Source organism: Streptomyces xiamenensis (assembly GCF_000993785.3).
Classification (GTDB): domain Bacteria; phylum Actinomycetota; class Actinomycetes; order Streptomycetales; family Streptomycetaceae; genus Streptomyces; species Streptomyces xiamenensis.
This window is the reverse complement of sequence record NZ_CP009922.3, coordinates 1,689,820-1,710,992: the sequence shown is the minus strand read 5'-3', so window position 1 is coordinate 1,710,992 and position 21,173 is coordinate 1,689,820. Positions and strand designations below refer to the sequence as shown.

17 protein-coding genes and 2 tRNA genes are annotated in these 21,173 nt (G+C 73.1%); 16 read left to right on the top strand and 3 right to left on the bottom strand.

The genetic code is table 11. The features are described from left to right. Nucleotides 1-49: 49 nt before the first annotated feature. Entirely contained in the window at nt 50-1,279 is a 1,230-nt protein-coding gene (locus tag SXIM_RS07775; protein ID WP_030725542.1) for a GNAT family N-acetyltransferase, read from the bottom strand. Nucleotides 1,280-1,406: 127 nt separating this feature from the next. Between SXIM_RS07775 and SXIM_RS07770 the strand changes: the two genes are divergently transcribed. The 11 genes from SXIM_RS07770 to SXIM_RS07720 all read left to right on the top strand — a co-directional run bounded on the left by SXIM_RS07770 (nt 1,407) and on the right by SXIM_RS07720 (nt 15,943). Continuing rightward, complete coding sequence (locus SXIM_RS07770; protein WP_046723399.1) at nt 1,407-2,561, top strand: PP2C family protein-serine/threonine phosphatase; 1,155 nt, start codon at nt 1,407-1,409, stop codon at nt 2,559-2,561. Nucleotides 2,562-2,733: 172 nt separating this feature from the next. Continuing rightward, nucleotides 2,734-3,519 (top strand): M23 family metallopeptidase, encoded by a 786-nt coding sequence (locus SXIM_RS28500; RefSeq protein ID WP_218941157.1) that lies wholly within the window; start codon nt 2,734-2,736, stop codon nt 3,517-3,519. Nucleotides 3,520-3,648: 129 nt separating this feature from the next. Beyond that, the gene (locus SXIM_RS07760) at nt 3,649-3,972 is read left to right on the top strand and encodes a hypothetical protein (RefSeq protein WP_030725551.1); all 324 of its coding nucleotides are present in this window, start codon (nt 3,649-3,651) and stop codon (nt 3,970-3,972) included. A 93-nt stretch (nt 3,973-4,065) separates the two neighbouring features. Then, a complete protein-coding gene (locus SXIM_RS07755; RefSeq protein ID WP_030725553.1) occupies nt 4,066-4,380 on the top strand; it encodes a pore-forming ESAT-6 family protein in 315 nt (104 codons plus the stop codon). A gap of 20 nt (nt 4,381-4,400) precedes the next feature. After that, nucleotides 4,401-4,781 carry a DUF6507 family protein gene (locus tag SXIM_RS07750; protein ID WP_052384968.1) on the top strand — a complete coding sequence of 127 codons (381 nt, stop codon included), beginning with the start codon at nt 4,401-4,403 and terminating at the stop codon, nt 4,779-4,781. A gap of 28 nt (nt 4,782-4,809) precedes the next feature. After that, entirely contained in the window at nt 4,810-6,357 is a 1,548-nt protein-coding gene (locus SXIM_RS07745; RefSeq protein WP_046723398.1) for a hypothetical protein, read from the top strand. 64 nt (nt 6,358-6,421) lie between these two features. After that, nucleotides 6,422-7,444: a hypothetical protein gene (locus SXIM_RS07740; protein ID WP_030725562.1), complete on the top strand. Its 1,023-nt coding sequence runs from the start codon at nt 6,422-6,424 to the stop codon at nt 7,442-7,444. A gap of 3 nt (nt 7,445-7,447) precedes the next feature. Beyond that, nucleotides 7,448-7,705: a hypothetical protein gene (locus SXIM_RS07735; protein WP_046723397.1), complete on the top strand. Its 258-nt coding sequence runs from the start codon at nt 7,448-7,450 to the stop codon at nt 7,703-7,705. Continuing rightward, a complete protein-coding gene (eccD, locus tag SXIM_RS07730; RefSeq protein WP_046723396.1) occupies nt 7,702-9,057 on the top strand; it encodes a type VII secretion integral membrane protein EccD in 1,356 nt (451 codons plus the stop codon). Before SXIM_RS07735 ends, eccD begins: the two co-directional genes overlap by 4 nt. A 1,127-nt stretch (nt 9,058-10,184) precedes the next feature. After that, nucleotides 10,185-14,486 carry a type VII secretion protein EccCa gene (gene eccCa / locus SXIM_RS07725; RefSeq protein ID WP_246156851.1) on the top strand — a complete coding sequence of 1,434 codons (4,302 nt, stop codon included), beginning with the start codon at nt 10,185-10,187 and terminating at the stop codon, nt 14,484-14,486. Next, a complete protein-coding gene (locus tag SXIM_RS07720; protein WP_046723392.1) occupies nt 14,483-15,943 on the top strand; it encodes a DUF6177 family protein in 1,461 nt (486 codons plus the stop codon). Before eccCa ends, SXIM_RS07720 begins: the two co-directional genes overlap by 4 nt. A 103-nt stretch (nt 15,944-16,046) precedes the next feature. Here the strand turns inward: SXIM_RS07720 and SXIM_RS07715 are convergent, their stop codons facing one another. Next, nucleotides 16,047-17,135: an acyltransferase family protein gene (locus tag SXIM_RS07715; RefSeq protein WP_234306719.1), complete on the bottom strand. Its 1,089-nt coding sequence runs from the start codon at nt 17,133-17,135 to the stop codon at nt 16,047-16,049. Nucleotides 17,136-17,431: 296 nt separating this feature from the next. Here SXIM_RS07715 and SXIM_RS07710 point away from each other — a divergent pair, with 296 nt between their 5' ends. Beyond that, entirely contained in the window at nt 17,432-17,647 is a 216-nt protein-coding gene (locus SXIM_RS07710; protein WP_030725579.1) for a hypothetical protein, read from the top strand. A 47-nt stretch (nt 17,648-17,694) separates the two neighbouring features. On the opposite strand, the gene SXIM_RS07705 is transcribed toward SXIM_RS07710, so the two are convergent. Beyond that, nucleotides 17,695-17,765, bottom strand: a tRNA-Gly gene (locus tag SXIM_RS07705). A 147-nt stretch (nt 17,766-17,912) separates the two neighbouring features. Here SXIM_RS07705 and SXIM_RS07700 point away from each other — a divergent pair. From SXIM_RS07700 to SXIM_RS07685, 4 genes are all read left to right on the top strand, one after another. Beyond that, nucleotides 17,913-17,989, top strand: a tRNA-Pro gene (locus SXIM_RS07700). A gap of 145 nt (nt 17,990-18,134) precedes the next feature. Beyond that, nucleotides 18,135-19,541: a trigger factor gene (tig, locus tag SXIM_RS07695; protein WP_030725582.1), complete on the top strand. Its 1,407-nt coding sequence runs from the start codon at nt 18,135-18,137 to the stop codon at nt 19,539-19,541. A 252-nt stretch (nt 19,542-19,793) separates the two neighbouring features. Beyond that, on the top strand, nt 19,794-20,396 hold the full coding sequence (locus tag SXIM_RS07690; RefSeq protein ID WP_030725585.1) for an ATP-dependent Clp protease proteolytic subunit: 603 nt from the start codon (nt 19,794-19,796) through the stop codon (nt 20,394-20,396). 76 nt (nt 20,397-20,472) lie between these two features. Beyond that, nucleotides 20,473-21,132 (top strand): ATP-dependent Clp protease proteolytic subunit, encoded by a 660-nt coding sequence (locus SXIM_RS07685; RefSeq protein WP_030725588.1) that lies wholly within the window; start codon nt 20,473-20,475, stop codon nt 21,130-21,132. Nucleotides 21,133-21,173: the final 41 nt, after the last annotated feature.

Genomic DNA, 21,173 nt, shown 5'->3' with positions numbered 1-21,173 from the left:
ACAGCATTCCTCCGGTCCTGCCGGCCCGGCGACCATCGGTGAACCCCCGTCAGAAGTTGTGCGGCAGCCACGGCGCCGCCGGTGAGGTGAAGGCCGTGGACGCCGCCGTCAGGGCGTTCGGGCGCAGTTCCCGGACCCGGCCCGCGCCCGCGAGTGCGGTCAGGGAGATGCCGCCCAGGTAGGCCGAACCCAACTCGTTGGCCGACAGCGCCAGATCGGGGGCGTCGGCCGTCCGCGCGCACACCGCGCCGTCCGGGCCGCCCGACAGCCGCCAGCGGCCCTCGTTCCACGGGCAGAAGGAGTCCGTGATCTCCAGCACCACGTCCACTTCTGTCGCGTACCGGCGCGCGGCGAGCGCCGCGCCCGCCTCCACCGGCCGCAGATGCATCCCGTCCCGCGTCCGCAGCGCGCACCGCCGTACGTCCGACAGCAGGTGCAGCAGCGGGTCGTCCACCGGCCGGTTCGCCAGGCGTACCGACGACATCAGGTCGATCTCCATCAGGTAGCGCAGCAGCGCCGCGTACCCCGCCGGGTCCACCGCCTCCAGGTCCTGGACGATGACCGTGCCGTCGGGGCCGCTCTCCGTCCACGCCGGTGCGGTGACATAGCGGGCGTAGCCCAGCAGTTCACCGGCGCGCTCCGCCAGCACGCACAACTGCGGCGAGGCCCCGGCCCTGAGGTGGGCGGGTACGTGCAGCGGGAACCGTTCCCACCGGGGCAGGCGGGCCGGTCGTCCCGGCCGCAGCGGCAGTTGACGCGCGTACAGCGCCTCGCACTCCGCGAGCACATCCGCCGGTTCCGCCACCCGGATCTCCACATCATCGATGCCGGGCGGCGGCGAAAGCCGCACATCACGCGTCTCGATCTCGGCCGAGAGCTGCCAGGTCGCGGTACCGTAACCGAAGCGGCCGTAGATTGAGGGTTCCGAGGCCGTCAATACCGCCAGGGGCTCCCCGGCGGCCCGCACATCGTCCAGTTGCTGCCGCATCATCCGCCGCAGAATCCCGCGCCGCCGATAGGTCGGTGCCACTCCCACCATCGTCAGCCCACCGGCCGGCACCACATCGCCGCCCGGTACCGAAAGGCCAAACGAGAAGGTGCTCGCCGTTGCCACGACACGGTCGCCGTCCCATGCCGCGATCGACCGTTCCACCTCGGTCAGTGACCGCCACAGCTCCACTTCTTCGGCGGAGCCGATCGCCCCGCCGAACGCCCAGTTCAGGGTGCGATACCAGACGTCCCACTCATCCTCGGCCAGAACGCGCAGCTCAATTGTCATACCTCCATCCCTATCAGCCCCCTTCCGTACGGGGCGACGGTATTTCCGCCGCTCCGGCGTCCCGCACGCAGGTACGGGAGCGTGGGAGGTTCGACGCACCCCGAATGGGTGGATAAGGTCCTAGGACATGGCACGCGGTAGCGACACTCCACCCCCGACGACCTGGAAACACCGGGTCCACAAGGCGTATCACCGCCTGCGCACCACCCTCCGCCGCGCCGCCGTCGACTCCTTCCGGGGCGGCGGTTCGGACTCCGGGGCGCTCGCCGTGCTGCTGTGCTCGGTGCCGCTGCTGGCCGCCGGGACGCTCATCAGCTCCGAGTGGTGCCCGCCCGAGGCGCTCGCCCTCCCGCTGGTCGCCGGCGGTCTGCTGCTGCGCCCCGCCAGCCTGCTCGGCCTGTACGGAGTGGCCGCCACCGCGCTGGTCGCGGAGACCGCCCTCATAGACAACAGCCGCGCCAACATCGACCCGGTCACGCCCGGCACCATCCTGGTGGTCGCCGCCGTGGCCCTGGCCGGCCTGCTCATCGCGCAGTTCCGCAGCCGCGTCGGCGTGCCCTGGCGGCGCGGCGGCACCATGCTCTTCGACCTGCGCGAACGCATCAAGACCCAGAGCACGCTGCCCAAGCTGCCGCCCGGCTGGTACGCGAACATGTCGCTGCGCCCGGCAGGCGGCCAGTCCTTCTCCGGCGATTTCGTGGTCGCCGCCCGCACCGGGCCCACCGGGCGCACCCTGGAGGTGGTCCTCACGGACGTCTCCGGCAAGGGCATGGACGCGGCCTCCCGCTCCCTGCTGCTGTCCGGCGCGTTCGGCGGGCTGCTGGGCTCGCTCCCGCCGCACTCCTTCCTGCCCGCCGCCAACGGCTATCTGCTGCGGCAGGACTGGGACGAGGGCTTCGCCACCTCCATCCATCTCGTGCTCGACCTGGACACCGGCGACTACGAACTGCTCTCCGCGGGCCATGTCCCGGGCCTGCAACTGAACGCGGGCACGGGCCGCTGGTCGGAGGTCGCCGCGGAGGGGCCGCTGCTCGGGGTGTACGACGGCGCCGAGTTCCACCCGGCCAAGGGCACCCTGCGCCGCGGCGACGTCCTCATGCTGTTCACCGACGGCCTCGTGGAGCGTCCGGCCCGGGATCTGTCCGAGGGCGTCGACCGGCTCACCGGCGAGGCCGACCGTTACGTGCCGATGGGCTTCCGCGGCGCGGCGTGGCATCTGATCGAAGCGGTCGCCAAGGACGTCAACGACGACCGGGCCCTGCTGCTCATCACCAGAGAGTAATCGCACGATCACTCGCACAGGTGATCATGGCGGCCTGGGGTACGACGGGCGACAGGCCGCCCCCACCAGCGCGACGCGGGTCACGGCACCCCGTCCGGCGTGCGCCGAACGGCGGTGCGCCGGGGGCGCCGGGCGGATGCGGAGCGCCGGACGCTGATCTTGGCTCGATGTCATGAGCACCGAACGACCCATGTCCGCGGGGCCCGCCGCGCCCGCCGTCCTCGCCACGCTCACCGGTCCCCGTACGCTGCGCCGCGCTCTGGCCGGCAGCCTGCTGGGCGCGCTGGTGATAGCGGGACCGTGGTCCGTCCCGGCGGCGGCCACCGGCGCGGCACCGGCCCCGGCACCGGAACAGGCCGTCGTACAGGCCGGGGCATACGGTCCGGCGGCCTTCGGCACGGCGTCCGGGCCGCCCTCCCGGGCCACCCAGCGTGCCGCCGCGCTCCCCGCGCCGCCCCAGGACCAGCCGCCGGTACTCGCGGACCTCGCCGTCCTGGGCGAGAGCTGGCTGACCGCCGTCTCCGCCTCACTGGCGGGGGCCGTGAACACGGAGCTGTGGACCATGCCGGTCACCGGCTTCCCGATCAGCGCCGGCTACGGCATCCCCGGCGGCTGGGCGGCCGGCCGCCACACGGGCACCGACTTCGCCGTCCCGACCGGCACCCCGGTGAACGCGGTGGGCCCCGGCACCGTCGTCTTCGCCGGTGACTGGGGCGACTACGGCAAGGCCGTGCTGATCGAGATGGCCGACCAGCACTACACCCTGTACGCGCATCTGTCGGAGATCCACGTCCAGGAGGGGCAGCGGGTCAACGGCGGGGTACGCGCCGGGCTGTCCGGCAACACCGGCCGGAGCACCGGTCCGCACCTGCACTTCGAGGTGCGCACCAGCCGCGCGTACGGCAGCGACGTGGATCCGCTCGCCTATCTCGCCGGGCACGGCGTGGCCACGGGCTGACCGCTCGAAACTCACTTCTTCCCCACGCAACCGGAACGTACGCTCGAACGTCGTACCGAGCGTCGTTCCGGTTGCGCCCGTGTCGCAAGAGGCGTTCGGGGCAACGGGGTTACGAAGGAGAGTCTCGGAATGAAGTTCGACATGGGGGCCGACACACTCACCACCCTCGGGGGGCAGACGATCACCAGCGGGGACGACCTCTCCGGTCTCGTCACCCGGCTGGTGGACTCGATCCAGCCCCTGGAGGGCAAGTTCAACGGACGCGGCCGCGAGGCGTTCCAGTACTTCAAGGAGCACGCCGACGAGATCGCCGTCGCGCTGCGCATCTCACTGGGCCAGATCCAGGAGGGGCAGTCCGGCATGGAGACCGCCTTCGCCTCCGGGGATCAGGAGCAGGAGGACAACGCGCGCCAGTCGCAGAGCGCCATGAACTTCGACGCCGCGAAGTTCTGAGGCCCGGAGCATCCACACACCATCAGGCGTCGCGCGTCCGCACGCGCCGACGCGGCAGCACAGCACGGACCACAGGGGAGAGGACACACAGCGATGAGTGGATTTCTGGACCGGCGCAGCTACGACTCGGCCGCCTCGGCGGAGGCCGAACTGAACATCAGCACCATCGTGGGGCTGCTGGAGACGCTCACCACGGACCGCACCGGGTCCGTCAACCAGGCGATGTCCAACTTCCAGGCGGACGGGGTCTCCGAGGAGTACCACGGCCTGGAGATCGACTGGGAGCAGGTCTCCGTCAACGTACGGATCATCGTCGACGAACTGCGCCGGGTGCTGGAGGAGAACGACAGCATCGCCCAGTCCACCGGCCAGCGCGCCGCGGCGGCCGTCGCCGCGATCCGCCGCTGACCGGGGCGGCACACCACACCATGAGCACATGGGACATCGACATCGGCGAGGTCGCCCGCATCCAGGAACTGGCCACTCCCATCGCCGAGGACCTCGCGGAGCACGCGTCGGATCTGGGCGAGAGCCTGGGCACGGCCATCCCGAACTCCGGGGCCCTGGCCTGGGACGGCGATGACGGCGGGCCGGGGCTGGTCGGCGCGGCACTGACCGCGTTCGTCCAGCACGCCGCCGACCGGCTGGAGTCCGTGGCCGAACGCCACGGACGGTCCTGGCAGGGGGCGGCCGGCGCCACCAGCGCGTACGCCGCCGGCGACCTGGACATGGCGGCGGCGGCCCAGCGCGCCGGGACGCTCGGCATCGACTTCGACAGCACGCCCTTCGAGAAACCAGGGCGACGGTGAGCGGCCCGGCGGGAAAGGAGGACACGCCATGGCCACCCTGAACGTCCTGAAGATCCCCCGGTTCACCGGCAACCTGGAGGGCCTCACCGACGACTACCTGTCCATCACCGCGCTGGCCGGGTCGATCAGCACCACGGCCAAGTCGCTGCACGACAACTTCCAGCTGCTGCGCGCGTACTACCAGGCGCCCGAGGGGGAGGACCTCTTCCTCAGCACGCTGGAGGTGACCACCGAGGGCGACGAGTTCAAGGAGGAACTGAGCGAGGTCAGCAACGCCCTGTCCGAGTACGTGTGTTCGGTGCAGGGCGTGGTGGCGCGGCTGGCGAGCGTACGCGAGCGCGCCGCCCCGTTCCTGGTCTGCTCGGTGGACGACGACACGAGCGGGGAGCAGGAGCTCAAGGACGAACTGGTCCGCGAGATCAACTCCATCGTCTCCGAGTTCCAGCGCGCGGAGATGGCGGCCTACAACCGCATCGCCGTGCTGTACGGCGGCCCGATGGCCATCCCGTACGGCGCGGACAAGGCGCTCATCCCGGCCGGACACCAGGGGCAGCCCTTCGAGTACGGGCTGAGCGCCGACCAGCTCAACGCGATGGAGGACGTGCCCTGGGGCACCCCGAGCGAGCCCAGCCGGGCCTGGTACGAACATGCCGGGAGCTTCTTCTCCGGCTTCTTCTACACCGGGCTGTGGGGCACGGTCGACAGCTTCTTCACCCTCATCCCCCTCAACCCGCTGATCGGGCGCGCCGAATGGAGCGACACGGGGGCGGCGTGGAAGCAACTGGGCCTGGTGGGCGTGGGCGCGGCGACGTACATCCCGCCGTTCGGCTTCCTGCCGGACGACTGGATCGCCCCGCTGGGGCAGGACGGCCGGCAGGCGTTCCGCAACTTCGGCAAGGAGTTCCTGGCCTGGGACACCTGGAGCGATGAGCCGGGCCGGGCGGTGGGCGTCGTGCTGTTCAACGGCCTGACCATCGGCTCCGGCACCCTGCTCAAGCTGGGCAAGGGCGGCACGACCGTCTCCGGCGCCTCCAAGGGCGCCCGTGGCGCGCTGACCGCGCTCGGCACCATCGGCAAGTTCTCCGACCCGATGCTGTACGTCGGCAAGGGCATGACCGGGGCCACCAACCTGGGCGGCAACCTGGCCAGGCTCGGTGAACTCAACGCCGGCTCCCGGATGCTGCCGGACGGCTCGATCCGGCTGCACGACGGCACCACCCACCGGATCGACGGCACCGTGGAGCACGCCAACGGCACCACCGTCCTGCCGGACAACACCATCCGGATGCCCCAGGGTTCCGGCCCGATCCAGGAGATCAAGCCGGACGGCACGATGAAGATCGACGGCACCGAGATACGGCCCGACCCGCCGCTCTCCGCCGCCGAACTCGACCGGCTCTTCAGCAGCCCGCGGGAATTCCGCGACCGTTACCCGACCATGTCGCCCACCGAGGTGGAACGCGCCCTGGGCACGGCCGCGGACAACCTGGGCAAGGTTCCCTGGGGCCAGATCAACGATTCCAAGTACAAGGCGGACGCCCCGGCCCCCGAGCCGGAACCGGCGCTGCCCCGATAAGGAGAGAAGGGACGCACGGCCGGTTTCCGGGCTCCGGCCCGGGAACCGGCCGGCCGGCGCTTCCATGACCGATCTCACCAACGGGCCACCACCGCCACCCGAACCCGAACCCGAACCGCGACCGACACCGCCCACACCGCTGCCCGGCGCCGTCCGTGCCCTGCGGGTCCTGCTCTGGATCCAGACCGGCTACGCGGCGCTGGCCATCCTGCTGCTGACATCCCAGGTCCGCCCCGTGGACGGCGCCCTCACGCTCACGCTGGCCCTGCTCGCGCTCTCCGGGCTGATGGCCGGCCTGCTGGCGGCCGGCCCGGTGGTCCTCGGCGGCCCCTGGACGCGCTGGGTCCTCGTCGCGTCCGCGCTGCTCGGCCTGGTGGCCGCACTCGCGGGCCTCACCCACGAACAGGCCGTCCCCCAGCACGGGATCATCCCCGCCCTGGTCAGCTCCGCGCTGCTGTTGCTGCCCTGGGCGCCGACCGCCGAGAGCTGGTACGGGCGTGGCGACCCGGACCGCGAGCCCCAGAGCCCACCGGCCGCCGACCCGCGCTGGGTGGAATGGCAGGCCCGGCGCGCCGGTGTCTGCGCCTCCTGCGAGGCGGGCCCCGTCGCGGACCGCCAGCTGCACGCGGTCAAGGGATTCCTGCTGTTCCACGCCACCACGCGCAGCCCGGCCCCGCTGTGCCGTGACTGCGGGCTGGCGCACTACCGCCGCCACACGCTGCGCACCCTGGGACAGGGCTGGTGGGGATTCGTCTCCTTCCCGCTCACGGTCGTCGCCCTCGTACGGAACCTCGCCGCCTACCTGACCTACCGGCGGCTCCCCGCACCGCCCCCGCATCCCGAACGGGACGTGGCACCGCGCGGGGCCGGGCTGGTCGCGGTCGGATCGGTGCTGCTGATCGCCGTGATGGTGACCGCACTCGCGGCGGGAATCCGGTACGCCGCCGCCGAGGCCGACCGGCAGCGCGACCAGCCACCGTCCCCCACCGCCCCGCCCGGCCCCGGCACCACCGTGCCCGGCTCCGGTACCGACCTCGACGACAACCTCGGCCGGCTGGACGACCTCAACGGCGCGGGAGAGGGCTGACCCATGGCCAAGGACTACGACAGCCAACTGCTGGAATCCGTCACCGTGCGCCGCCGCCGGCTGCGGGACGCCCTGCTGTTCGGGCCCGGCCGGCTGCGGCGCGAAGCCGAGGAGAACACCAAGGTGCTGCTGGGCAGCATCGTCATCGCCGCCCTGCTGTGCGCCGGATGCGTCGGCTGGGCCTACATCTCGGACGTGATCGCGGACGGCGGCTTCGGCCGCTCCCACCGCAGCGCCGCCGTGGAGGAACCCGCCCCATGAGCGTGGAGTTGCAGACCCGAGGCCCGGCCAACACCCGCCGCGTCACCCTCGTCGGCGAGTACCGCCGCGTCGATGTGGTGCTGTCCGCCGACGAACCCGTCGGCGTCCTGCTGCCCGAGATCCTGCGGCTGCTCGGCGACCGGCCCGGCCCGTACCCGCTGGCCCGGCGGCTCACCACCCCCAGCGGGCGGGTCCTCGCGCCGGAGAGCAGCCTGGCCTTCGCCGCCGTGCAGGACGGCACCGTCCTGCGGCTCATCAAGGAGACCGAGGCCCCCGTCGCACCGGTCGTGCACGACGTCACCGACGAGGTCGCCGACGACCTGCCGCCCCGCGCCTGGCGATGGGGCGACCGCAGCCGCGTGTGGACCTCCACCGCCGCCCTCGCCGTCCTGGTGCTCACCGCCGCCCTGCTCACCCAGCGGACGTACGGCGTCGAACCCGCCGCGCCCTATCTGGCCGGCGCCGCCCTGCTGGCGATGGCGCTCGGCGCCGTCGCCTCACTGGCCCGCGCCGAGGCCACCGGCGGGGCGCTGATCGGCACCGGCGCGGCGCTCGGCGTGCTGCTCGCCGGGCGGATGGGCGCCGCGGGACTGTGGCAGGAGGGCCAGGTGCTCGCCCTGTCCGCCGCCGTCGTCGCCGTGGCGCTGCTGCTGCTCGGCCTCGTCACCCCACTCGGCAGGGGCGGCTGGATCGGCGCGGCGGCGGTGGCCGTCACGGCCGGGATCTGGCTCGCCAACGGCGCGCTGATCGGCACCACCGACAGCACCGGCCAGGCGCGGCTCGGCGCGGTCATGATCGCCGTCACCGTCTGCGCGCTCGGACTGCTGCCCCGGCTCGCCCTGATGACCGCAGGACTGACCCGGCTGGACGACCAGCACGCGGCGGGCCGGCCCACCGCCCGCCGGGAGGTGACGGCGGCGATCACCGCCGCGCACCGCGGACTCGCCCTGACCACGGTGGTGATGGCGGCCTCGGCGGTGGCGGCCGGGTTCTTCGCGCTGCGGGTGTGGGGACCGTGGAGCGTGGCGCTGACCTGCGCGCTGATGGCCGTCCTGCTCTCCCGCTCGCGCGAGACGCCGCTCGCCGTCTCGGCCATCGCCCTCCAGACGGCGGCCGGCGCGCTGGCGCTGCGGCTGGCCTGGGAGTGGGACACCGATGGCCCGGCGGCGGTCGCGGCGCTGCTGCTCGCCGCGCTGATCCCGGTCCTGGCCCTGTCCGTACGCCCCGCCGAACACGTACGGGTCCGCACCCGGCGTGCCGTCGCCGCACTGGAATCCCTCGCGGTCCTGGCCACGCTGCCCCTGGTGGTGGGCGCCTTCGGCGTCTACGGGCAGCTGCTCAACACCTTCTGACCCCCCATCGGGCCCCGGTCCGATGCACCCGAACTCAAGCACGGAGGCCCCCCGGTGACGGGCGAGGACTGGCAACAGGAGATCCTGCGGCAGATACGGGAGGCCGAACGGTCCGCCCCGGTGGCGGACGCGGCGGACGCGGCGGCGCCGGCCGAACCCGCCGACGCGGCGCCGGCCGAACCCGTCCAACCCGCCGAACCCGTCCCGAACGCCGCGCCCACGGCCGTGGACGAGCCGCGACACGGGCGGAACGAACCGGCTCCGCCGGTGCCCCGCCCCGACCCACGGCTGACCGTGGCCAGACCCCTCGACGGCACCGCCTCGCCGGCCACCCGACCCGGGACGGATGCCCCGCGCCGTCCCGGACGGGGTTCCTCCGACGCCGCGCCCCCGGCGCCGGGCTCCCCGGCGGTGCCCGCCCGCGAACCGGACCGCGCCGGTGCGGCAGCACCGCCCGACGCGGGCCCACCGGCGACGCGCCCCACCGCCGCGGGGGACATCCCGCCCGTGGCTCCCGCCCCGGGCCGGGGCACCGTTCCGGGGGAGTCCGGCGGCCCGGTGCCGGGCGCTGCGGATGCCCCCGCCGCACCGGCCGGATCTCCCGTCTCCCCGGTGCGACCCGGCACCGACGATCCGCGCCGTCCGGGGCCGGGCACCTCCGACACCGGGCCCGGTGCGACGGATACGGCGCCGCCCGCACGCCGCACCGCCGGGACGGCCGGCCCGTACCCGGCTGTCCCCGGACCGCAGGGTGCGAGCACCACCGGAACCCCCCGGCCGCCGTCCGGGTGCTCCGCCGCGTCTGCCGCGTCCGGAGTTGCGCCCGAGTCCTCCGGTGCGGCACCGGCGGCGCCGCCCGCACGCCCCGCCGCCGGGGCGGCCAGCCCGCCCCTGGCCCCCGGCCGCAGAACCGGAACGCGCCCGGGCCCGGGGGCGCGCACCGGCCGGGGGACGGCCCGCCCGGTACGGGGGCCGCGCCGGCGGCGGGAACGCCCACCGGCGCGCCGGCCGCACCCGCCGCCGGCTCCCCGGCCGCCTCGGCGCCCCGGCCCCCCGCCGGGGACGGCGGCCACGACGGGACCGTCGAACTGCGGTCCGGCACCGCCTCCGCGGCCTGGCCGTCCGCCGTGGAGAGCACCCACGACGGCACCATCCAGTTGCGCTCCGGTGGCGCCCCCGACTCCTTCGGGGGAACGCTCGAACTGCGCCACCGCGGCGCCGTCGTGGCCGGGATGGTGGGGCTCGCCCAGGCGGCCGACCCCTCGCTCACCGTCGAACTGCGCCGCGCCGACCTGCCGCACCCCGACGCACCGGCCGTGGCAGCGGCCCCCGCACCGCCTCCGGCACCAGGAGCGACAGCGACCCCCGTACCGCCCCCGGGCCCCGCCGGGACCCACGAGCCCGTCTCGCCCGCCGCCCCCCTCAACAGCCCGCACCTCGTGCACCGCCCGGCCCGCACCACCCGCCCGCTCGCCGAACCCGCCCCGCGCGGGATCGAGGCACCGCCCAACCTCCCCGACGGGGAGACCGGTTCGGCCGCCACCGCCATGCTCCCCATGGCCGGCATCGCCGGCTCCGTGCTGATGATGACCCTGCTGCGCGGCAGCCAGTTCGCCGTCATCGGCGTCGCCGTCCTCACCATCTCCCTGCTCGGCGGCGCCGCCCTGTTCTTCTCGCAGCGCGGCCGGGCCCGCCGCACGCGCCGCACCCAGCGCCGCCGCTACCTCGAATACCTGGAGGCCCAGCGCGAGGAACTCGACCGCGAGGACACCGCCGACCGCGACACCGCCCGGCTGCTGCACCCGCCGCCCGACGCGCTGTACGACCTGGTCGCCGACCCCGCCCGGCTGTGGGAACGCCGCCGCACCGACGCCGACTTCCTCACGGTGCGGCTCGGCTCCGGCGCCGTCCCGCGCCGCCTGCTGCGCATGGACCGCGACCAGTCCACCGCCGTCTCCCCGCCGGACCCCTTCATGGTCAACGAGGCGGCCGAACTGCGCCGCCGCTTCGCCCGTACCGCCGGGATGCCGCTCACCGCACCACTGGACCGGGCCGGACACGTCAGCGTCATCGGCCCGCGCGCCGACACCCTGCGCGTCATCCGCGCCCTGCTCGCCCAGGCGGCCGTCGCCCACGCCCCCGACGACCTCGGCATCGCCGTCGCCGCCCCGCCCCACCGGCTGCCCGAGTGGGAATGGGCCAAGTGGCTGCCGCACACCGCCGACCCCGAGCAGTGGGACGCCGTCGCCCCGGCCCGCCGCGTGGCCACCGACCCCTCCGCGCTCGCCGCGATCCTCGGACCGCTGCTGCGCGCCCGAGCCACCCGCGCCTCCGAGAGCCGGCGCGGCCACGCCACCCGCGACGCCGCGCAGCGCGCCGCCCGCCTCCTCGTCGTCCTCGACACCGCGGACGGCCCGGCCTCCGAACTCCCGCTCCCGGACCGTACGGTTCCCCTGGCCGAACTCGGGCTCACCGTCCTGCACCCCGTCACCCGGCGGCTCGACGAGCCCGGCCAGGTCGGCGTGCGCATCACGGTGGACGGCGACACCGTCACCGTCGAGGACCTGCGCAACACCACCGCGCCCACCGTCCTCACCGGCACCCCCGACGCCTGCCCGCTCGCCTGGAGCGAGGGCCTCGCCCGGCTGCTGGCCCCGCTGCGGCTCTCCCTCGAACCCGGCGCCGCCGCCGACACCGACGGCGACCGGCAGGGCTTCCCCGAACTCCTCGGCCTCACCGACCGGAACGGCCTCGCCGCCGACTGGTCCCCGCGCGGCATCCGCGACTTCCTGCGCGTCCCCATCGGCACCGACGACTCCGGCGAACCCGTGCTGCTCGACCTCAAGGAATCCGCCGAACTCGGCATGGGCCCCCACGGCCTGTGCGTCGGCGCCACCGGCTCCGGCAAGAGCGAACTGCTGCGCACCCTGGTACTGGGCCTGGTCGCCACCCACCCGCCGCAGGACCTCGCGATGGTGCTGGTGGACTACAAGGGCGGCGCCACCTTCGCCCCGTTCGGCGCCCTCCCGCACGTCGCCGGGATCATCACCAACCTGGAGAACAAGGCGGGACTGGTCGAACGCGTCCACGCCAGCCTCGCCGGGGAGGTCAAACGCCGCCAGCAGGTCCTCAAGGACGCCGGCCATCTGCCCGGCATCGCCGAGTACGCCGTCGCCCGCGCCACCCGCCCGGACCTCGAACCCCTGCCCCACCTGTTCGTCGTGATCGACGAGTTCGGCGAACTCCTCACCGCGAAGCCCGACTTCATCGACCTCTTCCTGTCCATCGGGCGCATCGGCCGCTCCATCGGCGTCCATCTGCTGCTCGCCAGCCAGCGCATCGAGAGCGGCAAGCTGCGCGGCCTGGAGACGTACCTCTCCTACCGCCTGGGCCTGCGCACCTTCTCCGCCGACGAGTCCCGCACCGTGCTCGACAGCAAGGACGCCTTCGAACTGCCGCCCGTCCCCGGCTTCGGCTACCTCAAGGTCGACACCAGCGTCTACCAGCGGTTCAAGGCCGCCTACGTCTCCGGCCGCCACCACGGCCCCACCCCGCCCCGCGAGGAGACCGCCACCACCGGCGACCGGCCCCTCGTCGCCCCGTTCCCCGCCCTCAACACCGCCCCGGAGCCCGCCCCCGGCACCGACCTCGCCACCACCGCACCCGCCCCGCGCACCGCGGGCAGCGGCGGCCCCACCCTCCTGTCCACCCTCGTCGACGGCATCAGCGACGCCGCCGAACCCGTCCGCCAGATCTGGCTGCCCCCGCTCCCCGAAGCCGTCCCCCTCGACCGGGTCGCCGCCCCCGCCGGCCAACTGCGCGTCCCCATCGGCGTGCTGGACGACCCCGCCACCCAGTGGCAGGGCCCGTGGATCCTCGACCTCACCCGGGCCGGCGGCCACGCCGCCGTCGTCGGCGGACCCCAGTCCGGCAAGACCACCCTGCTGCGCACGCTCATGCTCTCCCTCGCAGTCACCCACACCCCGAACGACGTGGCGCTGTACGGCATGGACCTGGTCGGCGGCGGACTGCGTGTCATGGACGGACTCCCGCACACCGGCGGCATCGCCCCGCGCACCGACCCCGAACGCGTCGCCCGCACCGTCGAGGAACTGCGCGGCATGCTCGCCGAACGCGAGGACCTCTTCCGCGCCCACGGCATCGACTCCCTCGAAGCGCTGCGCACCGCCCGCGCCGCCGGTCGCCACCCGCAGCTCGGCTCCACCGAGATCGTCCTCGTCATCGACGGATTCGGCGCCCTGCGCGAGGAGTTCACCGACGTGGACGACAAGGTCGCCGACCTGCTGCGGCGCGGCGGCGGCTACGGCATCCACGTGGTGGCGGCCATGAGCCGCTGGAACGACGTCCGCATGAACCTCCAGTCCACCTTCGGCACCCGCGTCGAACTGCGGCACACCGACCCGCACGACAGCGCCATCGACCGCAAACTCATGGAGACCGTCGGCGACGACGAGCCCGGCCGCGTCCTCACCACCGACAAGCTCTTCGCCCACACCGCCCTGCCCCGCCTCGACGGCCTGGCAACCGCCGACGGGCTCCCCGAGGCGCTCACCGCCGCCGTCGACCGCGTCCGCGCCGAACGCCCCGGCGAAGCGGTCCGGCGCATCCGCGTCCTGCCCGCCCGCCTCACCGCCGACCGGCTGCCCACCCCGGCCACCGAACCGCTCCGGGTCCCCTACGGCCTGGAGGAGACCGCCCTGGACCCCGCGCTGCTCGACCTCGCCGCCCGCGACCAGCACCTCCTCGTCCTCGGCGACAGCGAATGCGGCAAGACCAACCTCCTCACCCTCATCGCCCAGGGCCTGCTCGCCCGCCACACCCCCCAGGACCTGGTCTTCGCCGTCATGGACCCGCGCCGCGGGCTGCGCACCGCCATCCCCGAGGCGTACCGCGGCGGCTACGCCCACACCCCCGACCTCGCCCAGCGCCTGGCCACCGGCATCGCCGGCAAGCTCGCGGACCGGCTGCCCAAGGAGATCATCGACCCGGACGCGCCCGCCCCCGAGGGCTTCACCGGGCCACGCGTCGTCCTGCTCGTCGACGACTACGACATCCTCGCCACCGCCGGCCAGCGCCCCCTGGCCCCGCTGCTGCCGCTGATCCCCTCCGCCCCCGACATCGGGCTGCACGTCATCCTCACCCGCCGGGTGGCCGGCGCCTCGCGCGCCATGTACGAGCCGTTCGTCCAGGCCCTCAAGGAGAACGGCGCCACCGCCCTGCTGATGACCGGCGACCGCATGGAGGGCCAGCTCTTCCCCGGCCTGTACCCGCGCGCCCAGCCGCCAGGCCGCGGCACCCTCGTACGGCGCGGCGAGCCGTACCGGCTGGTGCAGACGGCCCTGCACACCGGCCACCGCACCACGACCGACGCGACCGGCACGACACCAGAACGGCGGGACCGACCATGACCACCGACGCGACAGCCCTCACCGAGCGCCGCCCCGACGACGACGCCCTGCGGTACGCCCTGTCCGCCGCCGGGCCGGGCCGGGCCCTGGACGCCACCGAGGGCGGCGGGCTGCTGCGGGTCCGCGACGCCGCCGGGCACCCGCTGCTCGCGATCGGGGCCCCCACCGAGATCGCCGTCCCCGGCGAAGCGCGCCGCCTGCTGGGCCCCGGCGCCCCCACCGGCCCGGTGTGGTGGACGGAGGTACGCACCACGCTGCCCGGCGCCCGGGGCGCGGCGCTGGCCGGCCGCTTCACCGCCCGCCTCGCCGAACGCCTGGGCGGCACCGCCTGGCCCGACCCCACCCGCCACGACCCGGGCGGGCCGGCGGACACCGGCGCGGCCCCAGTCCCGGCCGCCGCGCACCCCGCCATCGACGCGCTCACGGCCACCTCCGCCGTCCTCCTCCAGGACCGTCCCGTCGTCGGCGTATCGCCCTGGCTCCAGGACGCCCTGCGCGCCGTGCACAAGACCGGACGCACGCTGTATCTCGTCACCCCCGAACACACCCGGCTGACCCTGCCGCTGTACGAGCTGCTGCCGACCCAGCCGCTGCGCTGGGTGGTGCGGTACGGCGAGACGTTCTACGACGGGTTCACCGGCGCCGCCCTCACCTGGCGCGACGGCGGGTACGCCGAGCGCACCGGGCCCGACGGGCAGCCGGTGCTCGCCGCCGCCTGGCACGACTCGCGGCTGCCGTACCTGGACGACCCGCACGGCCCGGAGCCGGTCTCCAGGCACAAGGCGCTGGCCGGCAGCGCGGAGCGCCGGATCACCTTCCACGTCCGCACCCGGCACGCCGCCCGGGAGGATCTGGTGCTGGGCGGGGCGCTGGAGGCGGTGTGGCGGGCGGTCACCGGCGGCCCGCCGGCCGGCTGGGGCCCGGCCGAGCCCGCCGGGCGGCCCTGGTCACGGGCGGAGCTGACGGCGATGGCGCGCGAGCGGGCCCCGGAACCGAGCTATCTGCTGGTGACCGGGGGCGACGCCGCCGCCTCGGCCGCGCTGCGGATCGCCCGCACCACGGCGGGGGTGGAGGAGGAAGCCACGCTGACCTTCGGTTTCGCGTCGGCCGACGCCGTACCGCTTCAGGCGCTGCCCGGGATCGCGGCGGAGCTGGCGGCGGGCCACGGCCTGCGGACGCTGCGGGTCACCTGGCGGGCGACGGACGCCGCGCCCGCCTGCGCGCCGCTGTTCCCTGGGCTGCCGGCCCCGCTCGGCTTCGCGCTGGGCGCGGGTGAGCCGACCGCGCCGCGCGGCGGCGAGCCGCTGCCGGTCACCGCGCTCCCGCTGGGCCCGGCGGGCCGGGACGGCCAGTGGTATCCGTTCGGCGGGGGAGTGGAGCACTGGCGGGACTTCCGCACGCTCATCGGCCGGCTCTCCCGTCCGATGACCGACTGGAGTGACGGGATGACCGGCTGACCCGGCCCCGCCCGGTCCCGCCCCGCGCGGCCCTGGAAGGGCAAAGGCGGAGGGGGACGGCCGCCCGGCCGTCCCCCTCCGCCCTCGTCCTCCGCGCGGTCCGCTACTTGGCCGCCGGCACCCGTTCCGGCTTGGCCGCCGGGTCGTCCTTCTTGAACGCCCAGTCCATGGGCGGTTCGACCACCCAGCGGAACATCTTCTGCACCGGGGTGGTGCACAGCAGCGTGACCACGGCGGCGCCGATCAGGGTGATGGCCACGTACCCGGCCGGGGTCTGCACCCAGTCCAGGTCGTACCAGCCCCACCAGCGCGAGCCCTTGGCCAGAAAGCCGTGCAGCAGGTAGCCGTAGATGGAGCCGGCGCCCAGCGCCGTGAACCACAGGTGGCGCCGGGGCACGAACGCCAGGAAGCAGGCGGTCAGCACCAGGCCGCAGCCGAACAGCGCCAGCGACATGATCACGCCATAATCCCAGGTGAATCCGAGACCCTGGGCGCTGTGGCTGCGGTAGAACCAGTGGTAGTCCATCCGCGGCGCCACCCAGTACGTGAAGACCAGCGTGACCGGCGCGATCACCGCCGCCGCGATCCTGGCCTCGCGCCGCACCAGCAGCGTGAAATGCTCACGCCGCAGCAGCATCCCGAGCACGAAGAACGGCAGGAACTGCAACACCCGCATGATGTTGAAGTCGTTGCCCAGATCGGGGGAGACCGAGGCGATCGCCGCGATCGCCAGCGAGATCGGCAGCGGCCAGCGCAGCACCCGCCACAGCGGCGCGGAGAGCCGCCAGCAGAAGAGCGCGATCAGGAACCAGGTGAGGTAGTACGGGTCGAGCAGGCTGAACGGCTCCAGCAGCGGCTTGTCCGTGTTGTTCACCCAGCGGTCGAACAGGGTGTACCCGACGACGAAGATCAGGTACGGCACCAGCACACCGGAGATCAACCGCCCTATCTGGGCGGGTTTGCCGGTGAAGCTGCGCGAGAAGTATCCGGCCAGCATGATGAAGGCCGGCATGTGAAAGGCGTACACGAACATGTACAGCGCGGTGGCGGCCCGGGAGTCGGGCATCAGCGGGGCCCAGACGTGCCCCATCGCCACCAGCACGATCGCCAGGTACTTGGCGTTGTCGAAATAGGGATCGCGGGGCTTGCCCTTCGGTGGGCCGTCCGTGGCCTCCGGTGGGGGATCAGCCATCCGCGCCCGGGCAGTGGGCAAGGGGGCTTGTGGATTACGGACGCGCAACATTGACCGCACGATAGCGCCTCCGGGTCCGGGTTGTCCGGTAGGGGGGTGGGGTTCCGGCCCGGCCGCGGCACGTACGGACACCCGGGGTGGACGGAGCGAACAAGTCAACGCCCCGAACCTGTCGCTCATCAACCCCCATGTGCCACCCGGTTGATGGCACGATAGGTGCCCAGCGGGGGTAGGACAGCCGTGGTCAAGCTCCCGCTGGAGCGCAGGCGTACCGTCCGAAGGTGATGTGATCAGTCGTGGTTATCTCGTTCTCTCTGACGCTGCTGCTGGGTGTCGTGCTGTTCTTTCTCGCCCGCAGCGGCAACCTCAAGTGGGGACCGGCCATCGTGGCCATCCTCTTCGGCTTCTCACTCGCCTCCACCGGCGCCGCCGACCCCATACGGGACTTCCTGGAGTCGATCTCCAACTCCGTCAGCTCCGTGGACGATTCCATCAATTCGAGCGGTCCCTGAGCAACGCGGCGGCCCGGCCCCCGAGGGAGCCGGGCCGGGCCTCACGGAGCGGGCGACGGGAATCGAACCCGCGTAGCTGGTTTGGAAGACCAGGGCTCTACCATTGAGCTACGCCCGCGCGCCGGGGATACGGGCCACCCGGTCGTTCCCGACCGCGGCGACGATCACCGTGCGGACAGCATCGTACCAGCGCCGCGCCGCCCGGAGGCGGGGGAGCCGGGAGGCGACCGGACCTGTACGCTACGTGTCGCGTCATGAGCGACCACGGGGTGTGGCGCAGCTTGGTAGCGCGTCCGCTTTGGGAGCGGAAGGCCGTCGGTTCGAATCCGGCCACCCCGACCACGTACTATGAAGAGATCGTGCGCCTGTGGCGTGCCCGCAACCGGGTACCGGGTACCAGCGGCCAGACCGGCACCCATAGGCTCGGCCACGCAGCATCACAGCAGCACCGCATACCTCCCAGAAGTCAGCCCCAAGGAGACCGACCGTGAAGAGCGCCGTGGAGACCCTGAACCCCACCCGGGTTCGGCTCACTGTCGAGGTGCCCTTCGAGGAGCTCAAGCCCAGCCTCGACGCGGCGTACCGGAAGATCAACCAGCAGGTCACGGTGCCCGGATTCCGCAAGGGCAAGATCCCGGCCCGCATCATCGACCAGCGTTTCGGCCGTGGCGCCGTGCTGGAGGAGGCCGTCAACGACGCGCTGCCGAAGTTCTACAGCGAGGCCGTCTCCGAGGGCGATCTGAACCCGCTGGGTCAGCCCGAGGTGGACATCACCGAGCTGAAGGACAACGAGCTGCTCACGTTCACCGCCGAGGTGGACATCCGGCCCGAGATCACGATCCCCGACTACACGGGCATCGAGGTCACCGTCGAGGCCGCCGAGGTCACCGACGAGGACGTGGCCGAGGCCGTCGAGCAGCTGCGTGAGCGCTTCGCCTCGACCTCCGTCGTCGAGCGCGCCGCCGCCGAGGGCGATGTCCTCAAGCTCGACCTGGAGGCCAAGGTCGACGGCGAGGTGCTGGAGGACGGCGTCGCCGAGGGCCTGGACTACACCGTGGGCTCGGGCCAGCTGCTCGACGGCATCGACGAGGCCGTCACCGGCCTGGAGGCCGGCGGCACCGCCACCTTCACCAGCACGCTCAAGGGCGGCTCGGCCGCCGGCCAGGAGTCCGAGGTCACCGTCAAGGTGATCAGCGTCTCGGCCCGTGAGCTGCCCGAGGCGGACGACGAGTTCGCGCAGCTCGCCAGCGAGTTCGACACCTTCGAGGAGCTCCAGGCGGACAGCCGCCGCCGGCTCGCCGACCAGAAGAAGTACCAGCAGGCCACCGAGGCGCAGGAGAAGGTCCTCGACGCGCTGCTGGAGCTGGTCGAGGTCCCGATGCCGGAGAAGCTGCTCAAGGACGAGGTCGAGACCCGCAAGCACAACCTGGAGCACCACCAGCTGGGCCAGCTCGGCATGGACCTCGAGGCGTACCTGAAGATCCAGGACAAGACGGTCGAGGAGTTCGAGGACGAGCTGAAGGAGCAGGCCGAGAAGGGCATCCGCACCCAGTTCGTCCTGGACCAGATCGCCAAGTCGGAGAACCTCACCGTCAGCCAGGAGGAGCTCACCGAGCACCTGGTGCGCCGGGCGCAGTCCTCCGGCATGTCCCCCGACCAGTTCGCGAAGGCGGTCGTCGAGGGCGGTCAGGTGCCGATGCTGGTCGGCGAGGTCAGCCGCGGCAAGGCGCTGGCGACCGTCGTGGAGTCGGTGAAGGTGACCGACACCAACGGTGAGCCGGTCCACCTCGACGACGAGGACGAGGAGGGCGCCGAGGCGGCCGCCGAGGTCGTCGAGGAGACCACCGAGGCCGGCAAGGGCGAGGACAAGGCCGAGAAGGCCGAGAACGCCTGATTCACCCTCCCGCGCGGGTCAGCGCGGAAGCGTCAAGGACGGGGCCGGATATGACAATGTCCGGCCCCGTCGCGCACCCCGGCCGCCCCACCCCGCGGGCACCCTGCGCTCACAGCGAACAGTTCCCTGGCCGGGACGGGTCCGGCGGCGCCGCGCGTTAGGGTCCGTAAGAAGTACAACGCTTAAGCCATGCGACGGCCTGGCGACAGTGCCGCCGTCCCACAACGAGCAGGTGGATACGTGACGCTCCCGATGCCTTCCGCCGCCGCTGAACCCTCCAACGGCGGTCTCGGCGACCAGGTCTACAACCGGCTGCTCAACGAGCGCATCATCTTCCTCGGCCAGCCGGTCGATGACGACATCGCCAACAAGATCACCGCGCAGCTGCTGCTGCTCGCCGCGGATCCCGACAAGGACATCTTCCTTTACATCAACAGCCCCGGCGGCTCGATCACGGCTGGCATGGCGATCTACGACACCATGCAGTACGTGAAGAACGACGTGGTGACCATCGCCATGGGCATGGCCGCCTCGATGGGTCAGTTCCTGCTCACCGCCGGTGCACCCGGCAAGCGCTTCGCGCTTCCGAACGCGGAGATCCTGATCCACCAGCCGTCCGCGGGCCTGGCCGGCTCCGCCTCGGACATCAAGATCCACGCCGAGCAGCTGCTGCGCACCAAGCGCAAGATGGCGAAGCTCTCGGCCCTGCACTCGGGCCAGTCCGAGGAGCAGTGGGACCGCGACGCGGACCGCGACCGCTGGTTCAACGCCGAGGAGGCCCGCGACTACGGCCTGCTGGACCGGGTCATCACCAGCGCGGCCGACATCGAAGGCGGCGGCGGCACGGGCGCCTGAGCCGGTCTCTTACGCCCTCCCTCGAACGTTCAGGCAGGCCGGCTCAGCGGGCCCTTCCCAAGGCGGTAGACACCACATGACTTCATCCCAGCGGTTCCCCGGCTCCGGCATCTACGACCGGCTCCCGGCCGAGTCCCGTTACATCGTCCCGCGCTTCGTGGAGCGCACCTCGCAGGGCGTGCGCGAGTACGACCCGTACGCGAAGCTCTTCGAGGAGCGGGTCATCTTCCTCGGCGTGCAGATCGACGACGCGTCGGCCAACGACGTCATGGCGCAGCTGCTGTGCCTGGAGTCGATGGACCCGGACCGGGACATCCAGATCTACATCAACAGCCCCGGTGGCTCCTTCACGGCGCTGACCGCCATCTACGACACGATGGACTTCGTCAAGCCGGAGATCCAGACCGTGTGCATGGGCCAGGCCGCCTCGGCCGCGGCCGTGCTGCTGGCGGCGGGCACCCCGGGCAAGCGGCTGGCGCTGCCCAACGCCCGGGTGCTGATCCACCAGCCGTACTCCGAGACCGGTCGCGGTCAGGTCTCCGACCTGGAGATCGCCGCCCGTGAGGTGCAGCGGATGCGTGACCAGCTGGAGGAGATGCTGGCCAAGCACTCCACCCGGCCGATCGAGCAGATCCGTGACGACATCGAGCGGGACAAGATCCTCACCGCCAAGGAGGCGGTGGACTACGGTCTCATCGACCAGATCGTCACCACCCGTTCCACCGTCTCGGTCTGAGCCGGCCGGGACCGGGCAGCAGTACCCAGCAACATCCAGCA